We start from the raw sequence: 15,065 nt of genomic DNA on the forward strand, positions 1-15,065 counted from the left end.
CATTCGAGTCCCCTTCTTGAGCCGGCGATCGCCTGCGGCCGCGGCGTGTCGATCAGACCCGCCGCTCGCGATCGGCAGGGCCGTGCAGCGATTATCCATGCAGGATCGCGGCACTGTCGGGTGCGTTCGGCGGCGAGCCGCCCGCCGCGGCCTCCAGGTACGCGGCGAGGGCCGCGGCCACCACGGCATGCTCATCCACGAGCGAACGCACCCCTGCCCGCAGGGCCTCGACATCGGCTGATTCAAGGACGGCCGATTCCAGCTGACGGGCCAGGCTTGACAAGCCGTCGGCACCGACATGTCCTGCCCCCGAAGCCATCGAATGGGCGATGAAACCCACTTTGTCGAACTGGTTGGCCATCAGCGCCTGTTCGAGCCGGGTCGGGTCATAAAGGTCGGATTCGAGAAATCGCCTCGCGATGCGCTCAAAGAGGGCAGCGCGACCCAGACAGCGGTGCAAACCCAGTGCGATGTCAACGCCCCGTGCCTGCGACGCCTGGGCCGGGGTGACCGCAGCGCCCGACGTCGCCCGGTCGATGCGACCGACGCTGATCCATCTTGAAAGCACCGCAAACAACTCCGCCGACTCGAACGGCTTGGTGATGAAGTCGTTCATCCCCGCCTCCAAACACCGATGACGGTCGCGCGCCAGCGCATGGGCGGTCATCGCAATGATGGGCAGATGGGCGAAGCGCGGTTGCGACCGGATGCTCGCGGTGGCTTGGTAGCCATCCATTTCCGGCATCTGTATGTCCATCAGAACCGCATCGACATCGATGACCTGCAATTTCTCCAAGGCCTCGATTCCGTTCCGGGCGACCGTGACGTCGATCCCCGCCACCGTGGTCAGGAAATCGGTGGCCACGATCCGGTTCAATTCGTTGTCCTCCACCAGCAAAACACGCTTGCCCTGCAACCCCTCCGTCGCTGGCGGGTCGCCATGGAAGTCGGACTCACTGTGCGGTGTCGCCACCGGAAACAGAAACCTATCAACGGCCTGGCGCAGCGATTCACGCGTGATTGGTTTTCGCACAACCGCAGCCACCCAATCTGAAACATGAGTGCAATGTCGATCGCCTTCGATATTTGGGAGGGTGATCCAGACCTGAGTCGATGGCGACGCCGCACGAACCATTTGAGTGAGTTCAGCTCCACAGTTTTTGGAGACCTTCGAGTCGATGATCACCAGATCCTGAAGGGCCTGCGACGCCAGGGTTTGGCAGGCCGACGCTTCATCGGACACACCGACGACCGTGGCGCCAAGTTCGGTCAGCAGGGATTGCATGACCTTTCGCGCACTCGCATTGCCTTCGACCACGAGCACACGCATCGCCGCCAGAGGGCGTGCCGCGACCGATTGGGCCACCGCCTGTCCGCGTCCGAGCAAGACCGTGAAGCTGAATTCCGTTCCTTCGCCGAGTTGGCTGCGAACGGCTATCTCTCCCCCCATCAGGGACACGAGTTGTTTGCAGATGACCAGCCCAAGGCCGGTTCCTCCGTGGCGGCGGGTCGTCGACGGGTCAAGTTGGTTGAACGGCTGAAACAGATGGGCAATCTGTTGCTCGGACATGCCGGGCCCCGTGTCCTGCACCGAAAAGCGCAGCGCCACCGGGTCAGCCAGCTCCCCCTCCGTTGTGATTGCAGACAATCGTATTTGCCCGCGCGCCGTGAATTTCACCGCATTGCTGGTCAGATTCAGCAGAACCTGCTCAAGGCGAAGCGGGTCCCCAACCAGGGCATTCGGAATATCCACCGCCGAGTCCACGATGAATTCGATATCTTTCTCGGTGGCCGCCGGGCCGACAACGGACACCACCCGGTCGAAGACCTCATGCAACGAGAACGGCATGACTTCAAGCTCCAGCTTGCCGGCTTCGATTTTTGAGAAATCAAGAATATCGTTGATGATCCGCAGCAAGGACTTGGCTGCCGTCTGAGCCTGCTGCAGGTAATTGCGTTGTTTGGGCGCCAGATCACCTCTCAACGCAAGTTCCGTCATGCCGATGATGGCATTCATCGGGGTTCTGATTTCGTGACTCATGTTGGCCAGGAACTGGCTCTTGGCTTCATTGGCCGCTTCGGCCACTGCTTGTGCCGTACGCGCTCTTCCGCTGACTTCAAATTCTGCAAGCGTCTTGTTGAACTCCACGGCCAACGACCCGAACTCGCCTGGCAGGGTCTCGTCGGCTCGCACATCGGTATTTCCGTTGGCCAGGCTCTTTGCCGTGCGGGCGAGACTGATGACGGGCCGGCTAAGCGCGCGTGCGCCGAAAATGGCGATCAAGATGGCCAGGATGACGATACCGGCCGCCACCGTCGCGCTGCGATTGAATCTCTGGCGATAACTCGCAAAAATTTCGGAAATGGGCACGCCCGCACCCGCATGAATCGAGAAGGTCTGAAGTCTCGACGAGGCGATCAGCCGTTCGACCTTGTCCTGACCTTCCGCGACGAAGACCTTTCCGTCATCCAGAACCAGTCGAGTCAAGACTTGACGCGGTGCTCTTTTCCCCACCCAGTCAGAAGTGGCAGCGCTGCTCGCAATGATGGTGCCGTTGGTGGCAACCAGCGCCACGACGCTCCCGGCCGGGAGATCGTCAGCGTTCAGGATCTGTTTGGAGAGTTCCTTGAGGTCCAGGGCGGCGGCGAGCAGAGCGATCCGCTTCCCGTTCGCGTCATCCAAAGGCAGCACGACATTGATCAGCCAACGTCGCGATATCTCTCCGAAATAGGGGTCGCTCAGGGTCGGTCCCGGGCTCGCCAGGGCCTCTCGCATCCACGCCGTTTTGGAATAGTTCGTGTAGGCGCCTGGCTTGACCACCGAGCGGCACAGGGGAGCCCCCGAGAGGTCGACGGCGCCCACGTTGGCGAGCAGCGGGTCCAGTGTCGGCATGCCCTGGAGGAGCGCACTGCAACTCGCCGGATTGAGCGCGCGAAGCTCGGGTCGCGATGCCAGGAAATTCAGCAGATGCAAGGTTCGGCTGAAGGCGAGATCGGCGCCTTGAGCGGCGCGCGCAGCCCGGGTTTGGACCGCCGCCGTCGCCGCGGCCTTGTCGGCATCGCGTTGGTTGATGAGCGTGTAGGCCGCGAGCAGCAGCAAGGGCGCGGCCAGCGCTAGCGAATTCAGCAGGAGTCTTCGGAAAAAGAAGCTCTGGCGAAGAGGCATGAACGACTCCTTTGATTCGCCTGTCCTGTGGCTCGGCATCGCTTGCCGCCAACCGGTCACCCAAGGTGGCGGCCAGCCCGCCATTGTGCGCGCAGCGCGATGGCGGACGGCGCGCCCGAGTGGTGCCCACCTGCGGCGGTGACCACAACGGACCGGCCCGGTAAATCGGCCTCTGCGACCGGGTCTTGAGCTGGCTTTGGGGTCCCTCGCGGCTGCTCGCCGCCGTACCGGGTTCGAGGCGCTCGAGGGCGACCCGCCGCGACCGGTCCGAGGCGGTCATCAAGCCGTTGCGACTCAACTGACGGTCAAACTGCACGCAAATCGGAGTTTCATTTTATTCACATTTGGTCGAAGATGGACTCAGGACGTGCCTGCGCGAGGTGCTTGGCCTTTTGAAGTCTTGGGGCTCGAAGGGCGAGCGGCGGACGTCCCCTTGCAAGCAACCTGTCAGAAGGGGCCTTCCCATGCGAATCAATGAACCCGTGACCCAGCGAGAGTTCCAGTTTGCCGATGACGCAACCTTGATGTCGACCACGGACACCCGGAGCTACGTGACCTATGCCAACGAGGCGTTCGTCGCCGTCAGCGGCTTCACGCGTGAGGAAATCAACGGGCAGCCCCACAACTTCGTTCGGCATCCCGACATGCCCAAGGAGGCCTTTGCCGACATGTGGCGCACCCTCAAAGGCGGCGAGCCGTGGACGGGGCTGGTCAAGAACAGGCGAAAGGATGGCGACCACTACTGGGTGCGGGCGAACGCCATTCCGGTGGTACGCCAGGGTCAGCAGGTCGGATACATGTCCGTTCGCACCAAGCCTACGCCCGATGAAGTGGCGGCGGCGGAGAGTCTCTACCGGGCGTTTCGTGAAGAACGGGCGGGCAGCCGCAGATTCTTCAAGGGCCTGATCACCCACAAGGGGTTCAGGTCCGTCTTGAGCTTTCGACAGACGCTGTCGGTGCGGGGGCGTATCCGTCTCATCATGTTCTCGGCCTGGGCAGCCGTGCTGGCCATCGGTGGGCCGATGACGGTCGACCTTCAGGCGCTGCTCAAGCTGGGCGGTGTCACGGGCCTGACCGTGGCCTTGGCTGCGCTTCTGCTCGAACTGGAGTTGGCGCGGCCGCTGGAAAGGCTCAAGCAGCAGGCCCTGGCCGTGGCCACCGGCGAGAGTCGGGACGTCGCCCACATGAACCGCGTCGACGAAATCGGCATGGCGATGCGCACCATCAGTCAGCTCGGACTGATGTTCCGCTGGCTCGTCGACGACGTGAGCCAGCAAGTGGTCTCGGTGCAGACAGCCTCGAACGAGATTGCCCAGGGCAACAACGACCTGAGCTCGCGAACGGAGCAGGCGGCCTCAAGCGTTCAGGAGACGGCCTCTTCGATGGAAGAGATGACGGCCACCGTGCAAAAGAATTCTGAAACGGCCGTGCAGGCCAACCGGCTCGCCGGTGCCGCAAGCAGCGCGGCAGCAAAGGGCGGGCAGGCGGTGCAGGACGTCGTCGCGACGATGAGCGACATCAGCGCAAGCTCGAAGAAAATTTCCGACATCATCGGCGTGATTGACGGCATTGCCTTCCAGACCAACATCCTGGCCTTGAATGCGGCCGTGGAAGCGGCGCGCGCGGGCGAACAAGGACGCGGGTTCGCCGTGGTGGCGGGCGAAGTGCGCAGCCTGGCTCAGCGCAGCGCGGAGGCCGCCAAGGAAATCAAGACCTTGATTGGTGCCAGTGTCGACCGTGTCGACGTGGGTACCCGGCTGGTCGATGATGCCGGCGCCACCATGGGAGACATCGTCGCGCAGGTCAAGCGGGTCACCGACCTGATTGGCGAAATCAGCACGGCCACCGCGGAACAGAACAGTGGCATTGCGCAAGTCAGCCAGGCCGTCACGCATCTGGACCAGATCACTCAACAAAACGCGGCCTTGGTCGAGCAAAGTGCCGCCGCCTCGGCAAGCCTGCAACAGCAGGCCCAGCGTGTCGTCGAAGCGGTGAGCGTGTTCCGCTGACCTTGGCAGAAACGGCGAAAGTCCTTGCGGTTGCAGTGGCGGTTGCGCCCCTGGGCGTTGTCGAGGCTTTGTAAGTGCAGTTTTCAATCAAGCTTCCTGCTCGCAGCGGGCTGACGTCCATCAGCAGCATCTTCATGCTCATCGTCGTGCTGCAGGTCGCCTCAGCGGCGCTGAGCATCGAAGTCCTGTCCGCCGTGCGAGCCTATGCATCGGGTGAGAGTCTTTATTCGAAAGGACAGAAGGATGGGCTGCTGCATCTGAACGACTACATCAGCTCGCGTCGCGAGCAGGACTATCAGGCATTCAGGCGTGCGCTGGAGACCAATGATGGAGATGCGCTGGCAAGGAGGTCGCTCCAGAAGCCGCACCCGGACTTCGAGGCGGCACGGCGCGGCTTCTTGGACGGTAAAAATCATCCCGAGGACATTGACGGCCTGGTGTACTTGTTTGCGTGGGCCCAAGACACGCCTTATCTGAGGCATGCGATTGAACTCTGGACAGAAGCTGACCAAAAAATAGCCACGCTGAAAGCCCAGGTCGAAGACGCCCGGGCGGACATTCGACGAGGCCGGGCCGACTCCCCGTCCATTCGCCGACTGGTCGCCGACGCCCCCCTCATCAACAGCGAGCTCACGCGCCTGGAAGGGGAGTTTGGGGACGAGCTTGGCAGTGTTTCACGCCTGATCACCTCGATGCTGATTGGCGTGAATCTGGTCTTGGCCGGATTCTTGCTGACCCTCGGTGGAATTCAAGTTCGCAGACTGCTTCGCATCCATCGGCGACGTGAAGTGGAAATGACGGAACTGGTGAGCGGCGTTGCCGACTGCCTGCTGACGATCGATGGCCATCGGCACATCGTTCTTTTCAACCGGGCCGCAGAAGCGATGTTCGGCTGCCCCGCTGCACTGGCCAAGGGAAAACACATTGAACAGTTTTTGACCTCGGCCGACGAAACTGAATCAACCTGGGCAACGAGCGAGAGTGAACTGGGGGCCATTCATTTCCTGGAGGGGCGCCGTCGCGACGGAAAGACCCTTCAACTGGAAGCGACCGTCTCGCCTCTTCATACCGAAGGGGGCGACCACACGACCATCATCTGCCGAGATGTGACCGAGCGGCAGCGGGCACTTGAGCAGGAACGAATGTGGCTTGAGAAGCGCGCCGATGAGCTGCAGCAAAAGGTCTATACGGACTCGTTGACCGGATTGGCGAACCGCGACGCGCTGGAGCGACATTTGAACGATGTCCTTTCCATTCGCCAAAGCGATGGCGAGCAGATGTCCTTGCTTTTTCTTGACCTTGACGGCTTCAAGGCGGTCAACGACTCCTTCGGCCATCTCGCCGGCGACGAGTTATTGAGGCGGGTGGCAGCAAGGTTGCGAAAAGTCATTCGACAGCATGACCGGGTTTTTCGTATCAGTGGCGATGAGTTTGTGGTTGTGGCAACCCATGATGTCGATGAAAAGGTAGCTCAAGAATTGGCCAACCGGTTGGTGGCGACGGTTCGTGAGCCCTATGTGATCGGGCATCAGGCGATTCATGTGACCGTGAGCATCGGCATCGCCATTTATCCTCAAAACGGCACAGATGCACGCGCCTTGCTCTTGGCGGCAGACTCATCGATGTACCGGGCGAAGCAGGCTGGAAAAGATCGATTCAAATCGCTTGGTTGAATGCGCAAGGGTTGCTTGGGCCAGTGAGGTCCCTGGGACCCGGGACCGGATCCCCGCGAGGCCCATGGGCTGCGCCGCTGACTTGAGACAATGCGCCGATGTGTCCCGCACCGGAGCCGACACGGTGGCGTGCCCGCCGTTTGCTCGCGTCACCCCACCGCCTGTGCTTCTTCTGGGCGGGGGTGAGTTGGGCGATGTCGGCCGTCTGGTGGGCGGCCCGGCTGGTGGCCACCGGGGCCGGGCTGGACTGGCCATCGAGAGCACCGCTCGCGTCGGTGCATGGCTTGCTGTTCTCGATGGGATCGATGCCCTTGTTCATCGCGGGCTTCGCGTTCACGGCCGGCCCCAAGTGGTTGAAGCGGCCGGCGGTGCCGGCCAGCCCACTGCGCTGGCCTGTCTGGCTCTTTGTGGCCGGTTGGGCCATCGCCATCGTCGGGGTCGATCTCGACCTGTCCCTCGCCGCATGCGGGCTGGCGCTGTCCTCGGTCGCCCGGGGATGCTGACCTATTTTCTGTGCCGCCTCGTGGCCGGCAGCCCGCCGAGCGGTCGCGTGCACCTGACCGGGATCGCTCTGGCCTGTGTCGGCATGGGGATCTGCCTGGCCGCTTCGTCGCTCGCGTTTCTCAGCGGCCATCTCGCGTGGTTGAGGGACACGCTGCAGATCGGACTGTGGAGCGTGGTCGCGGTCTTCCTGCTGGCCTCGCACCGCATGCTGCCTTTTGTCGGAGCGCGTCTGTTTCTCCGCCTGGATGCCCGCTGGCCGCTGTGGCCGCTATGGCCGTTGTGGCTGCTGGTCTCGGTACCGGTGACGGAGATCGCAGAGGCCTTGCTGGCGCTGGCGAACGCGCGTTCGCGGCTCGGCACGGCGATGGGCGCCCTGGTGCTTGCCGTGGCGGCTGCGGTCTGCCTGCAGTGGGTGCTTCGCTTTCGCCGCCAGCCCGGGTTGAGGCAGCCGCTGGTCGCGATGCTCTACGGCGCGTTCCTGTGGTGGGATGTTTCGCTCTGGCTGGGCGCGGCGGCAGGCTGGCCATGGCTTTCGGACGCCAGGTCGGTGGCGCTCGGCATGGCCCAGCCCCATGCCATGGGGCTGGGCTTTCTCGGCGGCACCTTGTTGACCATGGCGTCCCGGATCAGCAGCGCCCACAGCGGTCGGCCCCAGGCGATCGACACGCTGGCGCGGGTCCTCTATGGCGCGCTGCAAACGGCGATCGTCATGCGCCTGGGTGCCGTGCTTTGGACGCCGGCAGCGGCGTTGTTGCTGCCGCTGGCGGCCTGCACGTGGATGGGCGTCGCCAGCGTCTGGGCGCTGCGCCACGGGCGCTGGATGGGATGCCCGCGGGCCGATGGGCGGCCGAGCGGCCTGTCGCTGTGAGATTCGTCAAGCCCGCGGACGCCGCGTGATACCTGACTGTGGCGTTGCACGAGCGGCGAACAGCCAGAGCCTGAGGATCCTTGTCAGTCGGGTTGCCCCTCCAAGTCATCACCAGGACGAGCGTGAGCGTGGGCAATACGGTAGTGGCAGAAGACTCCAGGACTTGAGCCCGTCGCCCGTCGCTCAGAACCGTGCATAGATTGCGGGGCACATGCCCAGCCAAGTCACCGCGGCCAGGTCCACGTCTCGGGAGGGTCCGGCATACTCATGCGCCTGGACGACCCAGCAACGATTTGGGCGGATTCACCTGAGGAGAGATCGCAGATGGCAAGCCGGATCGTCATCCTCGCAGGCGCCACGGGCCTCGTGGGCAGAGAGATTCTGGAGGGCCTGTTGGCCGACCGGACCGTGACCGCGGTGCACAGTCTCGGCCGCAGGAAGCCAGCGGCGCAACATCCCAAGCTGACGGCCCACGTCGTGGACTTTGCCGCGCTGCCGGCGATGCCGCCTGCGGACGAGGTGTATCTGGCGCTCGGGACGACGATCAAGGTCGCCGGCAGCCAGGCTGCATTTCGCGCCGTCGACTACGACGCCAATCTCGCGGTGGCCCAGGCGGCGTTGGCTGCAGGCGTCAAGAAGGTCGGTCTGGTGAGTGCGATGGGCGCCAATGCCAACTCGAAGGTCTTCTACAGCCGCGTGAAGGGAGAGCTCGAGGACGCCTTGTCGACGCTGCCGTTCGAGGGAGCGGTCATTGCGCGGCCCTCGATGCTGGTCGGGGACCGAACGGTCCTCGGGCAACCTCTGCGCCGGGGCGAGGTGCTGGCCGCCGCGCTCGGCAAGGCCGTGGGCTTCCTGTTTCCTGCGAATTACAAGCCGATTGACGCGTCTGCGGTCGCCGCGGCCCTGCGCGCTGCCGTTCCGTTGGCCCAGGGAACGACGGTGTTGCTGTCCGGCGCCCTCCGGCGTGCAGGGCATGCGCCGCCCTGAGTGGCCGAGGGACCCGGATCGTCGTCGCGTCCTGGCAGGCCGTGGGCCCGCGCCCAGTCCTTGGCCTTGGCGATCGCGATCCGGATCGCCATGCCGTCGTCCATGCCCTCGGCCAGAAGCGCGTTCGCGATCGCGATCACCTTGGCACGCGCTGGGGCGCTCAGGTGGCGCATCGAAACCGGAAAGTCCGTCTCGCTCCAAGGCATGGCGCTCAGGCCTTCGTGCGGCCCACGGTCTGCGCGAGCAAGAGCTGTTGGTCGTTGCCCAGGCCCATCGCCCTTGCCAGCGCATCGCGGTCGAACCAGGCGCGCACCACGGTGGCCAACCCGGTAGAGGCGCAGAACAGGTAGACGTTCTGCGCCATGGCGCCCGCCGCGGTGCAGGCATAGGCGGTGCGCTGTGCGGCTGGCACCCGACCCATCCGCCCATGGTCGGCGACATAGACGAGGTCCAGTGCCGCGTCGTCAACGAAGTCCTGGTAGCCGGTGACGCGCCGCACGTCGCTGGCCACGGCGAGTTGCAGTTCGTGCGCCACGGGCTCATAGAGGTAAAGACCTTGCGGCATGGCGGCGTAGAGCAGCACTTCCTGCGCGTTCATGGCGCTCGGCGCGGTACGCCCGCCCAAAGCCGGGCGGTTGACACCGCCGGCGGCCCACATCAGGTCGGACAAGGTCTGCTCGTCCAGCGCCGTCGCCGCGAATTCGCGCAAGGACTGGCGGCGAACCAACGCCTCCATCAGCGGCAACCCGCCTTCGCGGCGCGGCGGCGGCAGGGCGCGTGTCTGCAGCGGCGTGCCAGCCGGCGGTCGAGGCGAGTTGTGGCCCATCAGGCCCAGGGCCAACTTGGTCAGCGTATTCATCGTCGCCACCTCCGATTGCTCGTGCGCAGCCTAGACCGACTGCGTCGGACTGGATTGACCCGCCTCAAGCCCAGCCTCGCTGGCGCATCGACGCCCGGCGGTCGGCGGTCGGCGGTCGGCGGTCGGCGGTCGGTGCAAGCCTCGGGAGGGGATGGGTGACGTCCTTCGGAGAAGCCGCGACGGCCATGACGCCGCCGACGTGGGCCGCAGGCACCAGCCCCTGCCGGCACGAGCCCACCTGCTGCGCCGCGCCCGAGCTGCTGACCGTGCCAGCGGGCCGCCGTTCACCGCACCGAGAGGCGGGCGGCCGAGTTCATCCACCGCGCGGGTGGGCCGCCGTTCACCGCACCGCGGCCGCCTCGCTCGTCCAGCCGCCGCCGAGCACGCGGTACAACGTGACCGCGTTCTGCGCGTCCTGCGCCCGTACCTGCAGCAGCGCTTGCTGGGCCGCGAACAGCGAGCGCTGGGCGTCGAGCAGGTCGAGCGTGCTCGCCGCGCCGTTGCGGTAGCGCAGGTCGGTGAGTTGCACGCGCGCCTGCTCGGCTTGCACCTGCGCCTGCTGGGCCTGGGCCTGCTGGCGCAACGTCGCCCGGCCGGCGAGCGCGTCGGCGACCTCGCGGAAGGCCGACTGGATGGCTTTCTCGTACTGCGCCACCGCGATCTCGCGCCCGATCTCGGCCGACTTCAGGTTGGCCCGGTTGCGGCCTGCGTCGAAGATCGTCTCGATCGCCTGGGGCGCCACGCTCCAGGCGAAGCTGCCCGCCTTGAACAGGCCCGACAACGCGTTGCTCGCGCTGCCCACGCTGGCGGTGAGCGCGATCTTCGGGAAAAAGGCCGCCCGTGCCGCGCCGATGTTGGCATTGGCGGCGACGAGCTGCAGCTCGGCCTGGCGCACGTCGGGTCGGCGCGTCAGCACCTCGGACGGCAGTCCCGCGGGCAGCTCGGGCAGCGCGGGCAGCGCCGCCATGGGTGCGCCGGCCGCCGGCTCGGCAGCGAGTTCGGCGGGGACCGGCTGACCGAGCAGCAGCGCCAGCGCGTCGAGGTCCTGCGCGCGCTGGCGGGTCTGCTGGGCCAGCGCCACCTGGGCCGCGGCGAGCAGCGACTCGGCGGCATGCAGGTCAAGGGCTGACGCGGCGCCGTTGTCGAAGCGCAGCCGCGTCAGACGGCTCGACTCCTCGCGCGTGGCCAGGGTCTGCCGCGTGACCTGCAGCAGCGCGTCGTCGGTGCGCAGCGCCAGCCAGCCGTTGGCCACCGAGGCGACGAGCCCGATCTGCACCGCCTTGCGCGCCTCGGCGCTGGCCAGCACCTGCGCCGCCGCGGCGTCGCTCAGGCTGCGCAGGCGACCGAAGAGGTCGATCTCGTACGACGACATCTGCAGACCGGCGGTGTAGAGACTCGTGATGCCGCCGTTGCCCTTGGGCTGACGCAGGCCGGTGATGCCGGCGCCGATCGTCGGCCAGAGATCGGCGTCGCGCAGCTGCGCCTGGGCCTGTGCCTGCTCGACCGCGAGCGCGGCCCCGCGCAGATCGCGGTTGTTGCGCAGAGCCAGGCCGATCAGCTGCCGCAGCGCGGGATCGGTGAAGAAGCGCTGCCAGGACAGGTCGGCAGCCGCGGGCAGTGCGGCCCCGGTGGCGGAGGCCGGCGCAGAGGCCACGGCCTCGGTGCTGGCGGGGAACTGCGCCGGCACCGGAACCGGCGGCCGCTGGTAGCGCGGCGCGAGCGAGCTGCAGCCGACCAGCAGGGCGCCGATCGACAGCGCGGCCAGGGTCGGCATCGCCCTCGTGGTCGTTTTCATCGCGCACCCTCCTCGCCCTGGGCCGAGCCGGTCCGGGCGGGCGGTGGCGGCGTTGGCGGCAGCATCGTCTCGGCCTCGTGGGCGTACATCCGGCGCTGGCGCTCGCTGCCCTTGAACAGGCCGCGCACGACGACGAAGAAGATCGGCACGAAAAACACCGCCAGCGTGGTGCCGGTGATCATGCCGCCCATCACGCCGGTGCCGATGTCGTGCTGGCTGGCCGAGCCGGCGCCGCGCGCCAGCACCAGCGGCAGCACGCCGAGGATGAACGCCATCGAGGTCATCACGATCGGCCGGAAGCGCAGGTGCGCCGCCGCCAGCGCGGCCTCGACCAGGCTCTTGCCCTGGGCGTTGAGATCCTTCGCGAACTCGATGATCAGCACTGCGTTCTTCGACGCCAGGCCGATGATCGTGATCAGGCCGACCTTGAAGAACACGTCGTTCTCGAGCCCGCGCGCCTCGGCGCCCAGGATCACGCCCAGCACGCCCAGCGGCACCACCAGGATCACCGCGAGCGGAATCGACCAGCTCTCGTACAGCGCCGCCAGGCACAGGAACACCGACAGCAGCGAGAAGCCGAACAGGATGAACGCGGTCGAGCCCGAGAGCTTCTCCTCGCGCGACAGCCCGGTCCACTCGTAGGCGAAGCCCGGCGGCAGCTGCGCCGCCAGCTTCTCCATCTCGGCGATCGCGGCGCCGCTGCTGACGCCGGGCGCAGGCTCGCCGGCGATGCGCATCGTCGGGTAGCCGTTGTAGCGCACGGTCTGCATCGGGCCGGTGATCCAGTGCGTGCTCGCGAAGGCGGCCAGCGGCACCGGCTGGCCGGCGCCGTTCAGCGCGTTGATGCGCAGCAGGTCCTCGGGCTGCATCCGCGCCGGCGCGTCGGCCTGCACCACCACGCGCTGCAGCCGGCCGGCGTTCGGGAAGTCGTTGACGTAGGCCGAGCCGAGCGCGGTCGACAGCGCGCTGTTGATGGCCGTGAAGCTCACGCCCAGGGTGCTGGCCTTGTCGCGGTCGATGTCGAGCTGGAGCTGCGAAGCGTCCTCCAGGCCGTCGGGCCGCACCGCCACCAGCAGCGGATCCTTGGCCGCCGCCGCGAGCAGCTGATTGCGCGCTGCCAGCAAGGCCTCATGGCCGTTGCTGCCGCGGTCCTGCAGTCGCATCGCGAAGCCGTTGGCGCGGCCCAGATCGCGGATCGCCGGCGGATTGACCGGGAAAATGATCGCCTCGCGGATCTTGCTCAGGGCGCCGAAGGCGCGGCCGACCAGGCCCTGCGCCGAATGCGCGGCTCCGTCGCGCTGATCCCAGTCCTTCAGCGTCACGAAGCCCAGGGCCGCGTTCTGGCCCGAGCCCGAGAAGCTGAAGCCGAGCACGGTGACCATGCTCTGGATCTCGGGCTGCTTGAGCATGTAGCCCTCGACCTGCTGCATCACGCCCAGCGTGCGGTTGAGCGTGGCGCCCGGCGGCAGCTGGACGTTGACGAGCATGTTGCCCTGGTCCTCGTTCGGGATGAAGCCGGTGGGCAGGCGGCTGAACAGCAGCACGACGGCGCCGATGATCGCGGCGTAGATCACCAGCCAGCGCGCAGCCCGCCGCAGCAACCGCGCGACCAGGCCTTCGTAGCCCTTGGCGGTGCGCGAGAAGCCGCGGTTGAACCAGCCGAAGAAGCCGCCCTTGGCATGGTGGTGACCGGCCTCGACCGGCTTGAGCAGCGTGGCGCACAGCGCCGGCGTGAACGACAGCGCGAGGAAGGCCGAGAAGGCCACCGCGCTGACCATCACGGCCGCGAACTGGCGGTAGATGTTGCCCACCGCGCCGCTGAAAAAGGCCAGCGGCACGAAGACCGAGACCAGCACCACGGTGACGCCGACGATGGCGCCCGAGATCTGCCCCATCGCCTTGCGCGTGGCCTGCAGCGGGGGCAGGCCCTCCTCGCTCATGATGCGCTCGACGTTCTCGACCACGACGATCGCGTCGTCGACCACGATGCCGATCACCAGCACCATGCCGAACATCGTCAGCACATTGATCGAGAAGCCCAACGCGAGCAGCGACGCGAAGCTGCCGAGCAGCGCGATCGGCACCACCAGGGTCGGGATGATCGTGTAGCGGATGTTCTGAAGGAACAGGTACATCACCGCGAACACCAGCGCCACCGCCTCGAGCAGGGTCTCGACGACCTGGCTGATCGAGAGCTTGATGAAGGTCGAGCTGTCGTAGGGAATCGTGGCCTTCACGCCGGCCGGGAAGTAGGGCTGCAGCTCGGCCAGGCGCTTCTTCACCAGCGCCGCGGTCTGCAGCGCATTGGCGGTGGGCGAAAGCTGGATGCCGATGCCGGTCGAGGGCTGGCCGTTCAGCCGCGTGCGCACGCCATAGCTCTGGGCGCCGAGCTCGATGCGCGCGACGTCCTTCAGGCGCACGGTCGAGCCATCAGGATTGGCGCGCAGCACGATCTCGCCGAACTGGCGCACCGAGTCGAGCTGACCCTTGACGACGACGGTGGCGAAGATGCTCTGGTCGGGCGTGTTCGGCAGGTCGCCGATCGTGCCCGAAGACACCTGCGCGTTCTGCGTCGCGATCGCGGCGTTGACATCGGCGGCGGACAGCTTGTAGCCGACCAGCTTGGCCGGGTCGATCCAGATCCGCATCGCGCGCTCGGTGCCGAACAGCTGGGCCTGGCCGACGCCGGGCACGCGCTGCATCTCGGGCACCACGTTGCGGCTGGCGAAGTCCCCCAGCGCCACCGGATCGATCGCCGGGTTGTCGCTGGCCAGGATGATGAAGAGCAGGAAGTTCGGGTTCGCCTTGTCGACCCGCACGCCCTGCTGCACCACCGCCTGAGGCAGCCGCGGCGTGGCGCGGCCGAGCCGGTTCTGGACGTCGACCTGCGCCAGGTCGGGGTTGGTGCCGGGCTCGTAGCTCAGCGTGATGCTGCCGGTGCCGTCGGCCTGGCTGACCGACTCGAAGTAGGCCAGGCCGGGCGAGCCGTTCATCTCGCGCTCGATGACCGCGATCACGCTGTCCTCCAGCGTCTGCGCCGAGGCCCCCGGGTACGCGACGTTGACCACGATCGACGGCGGCGCCACCGGCGGGTACTGCGCCACCGGCAGCTGCGTGATCGCTACACCGCCGATGACGAGGATGAACAGAGCGATGACCCACGCGAAGATGGGCCGGTTGATGAAGAACTGCGCCATGTCGGGG

Annotated in this window: 9 protein-coding genes; 5 read left to right on the forward strand and 4 right to left on the reverse strand. The window is 66.3% G+C overall.

Annotation, left to right across the window (positions count from 1 at the left end; translation table 11 throughout):
* Nucleotides 1-91: 91 nt before the first annotated feature.
* Nucleotides 92-3,166: a response regulator gene (locus tag AC0N04_RS17510; RefSeq protein WP_474283743.1), complete on the reverse strand. Its 3,075-nt coding sequence runs from the start codon at nucleotides 3,164-3,166 to the stop codon at nucleotides 92-94.
* A gap of 464 nt (nucleotides 3,167-3,630) precedes the next feature.
* Between AC0N04_RS17510 and AC0N04_RS17515 the strand changes: the two genes are divergently transcribed.
* The 5 genes from AC0N04_RS17515 to AC0N04_RS17535 all read left to right on the forward strand — a co-directional run bounded on the left by AC0N04_RS17515 (nucleotide 3,631) and on the right by AC0N04_RS17535 (nucleotide 9,207).
* On the forward strand, nucleotides 3,631-5,175 hold the full coding sequence (locus AC0N04_RS17515; RefSeq protein ID WP_474283745.1) for a methyl-accepting chemotaxis protein: 1,545 nt from the start codon (nucleotides 3,631-3,633) through the stop codon (nucleotides 5,173-5,175).
* Nucleotides 5,176-5,309: 134 nt separating this feature from the next.
* On the forward strand, nucleotides 5,310-6,848 hold the full coding sequence (locus tag AC0N04_RS17520; RefSeq protein ID WP_474283747.1) for a diguanylate cyclase domain-containing protein: 1,539 nt from the start codon (nucleotides 5,310-5,312) through the stop codon (nucleotides 6,846-6,848).
* Nucleotides 6,849-6,946: 98 nt separating this feature from the next.
* Nucleotides 6,947-7,351: an NnrS family protein gene (locus tag AC0N04_RS17525; protein WP_474283749.1), complete on the forward strand. Its 405-nt coding sequence runs from the start codon at nucleotides 6,947-6,949 to the stop codon at nucleotides 7,349-7,351.
* Nucleotides 7,264-8,220 (forward strand): NnrS family protein, encoded by a 957-nt coding sequence (locus AC0N04_RS17530; RefSeq protein ID WP_474283752.1) that lies wholly within the window; start codon nucleotides 7,264-7,266, stop codon nucleotides 8,218-8,220. The genes AC0N04_RS17525 and AC0N04_RS17530 overlap by 88 nt, the downstream gene beginning before the upstream one ends.
* A 324-nt stretch (nucleotides 8,221-8,544) precedes the next feature.
* Complete coding sequence (locus AC0N04_RS17535) at nucleotides 8,545-9,207, forward strand: NAD(P)H-binding protein (protein WP_474283754.1); 663 nt, start codon at nucleotides 8,545-8,547, stop codon at nucleotides 9,205-9,207.
* 211 nt (nucleotides 9,208-9,418) lie between these two features.
* On the opposite strand, the gene AC0N04_RS17540 is transcribed toward AC0N04_RS17535, so the two are convergent.
* The 3 genes from AC0N04_RS17540 to AC0N04_RS17550 form a co-directional block, all read right to left on the reverse strand.
* The gene (locus tag AC0N04_RS17540) at nucleotides 9,419-10,066 is read right to left on the reverse strand and encodes a SagB/ThcOx family dehydrogenase (protein WP_474283756.1); all 648 of its coding nucleotides are present in this window, start codon (nucleotides 10,064-10,066) and stop codon (nucleotides 9,419-9,421) included.
* Between the two features lie 340 nt (nucleotides 10,067-10,406).
* Nucleotides 10,407-11,861, reverse strand: coding sequence for an efflux transporter outer membrane subunit (locus tag AC0N04_RS17545; protein WP_474283758.1), 1,455 nt, complete (start codon nucleotides 11,859-11,861; stop codon nucleotides 10,407-10,409).
* Nucleotides 11,858-15,058, reverse strand: a complete 3,201-nt coding sequence (locus AC0N04_RS17550; RefSeq protein ID WP_474283760.1) for an efflux RND transporter permease subunit — start codon at nucleotides 15,056-15,058, stop codon at nucleotides 11,858-11,860. The genes AC0N04_RS17545 and AC0N04_RS17550 overlap by 4 nt, the downstream gene beginning before the upstream one ends.
* Between the last annotated feature and the right edge of the window lie 7 nt (nucleotides 15,059-15,065).

This window comes from Ideonella sp. sgz306126 (assembly GCF_056032705.1).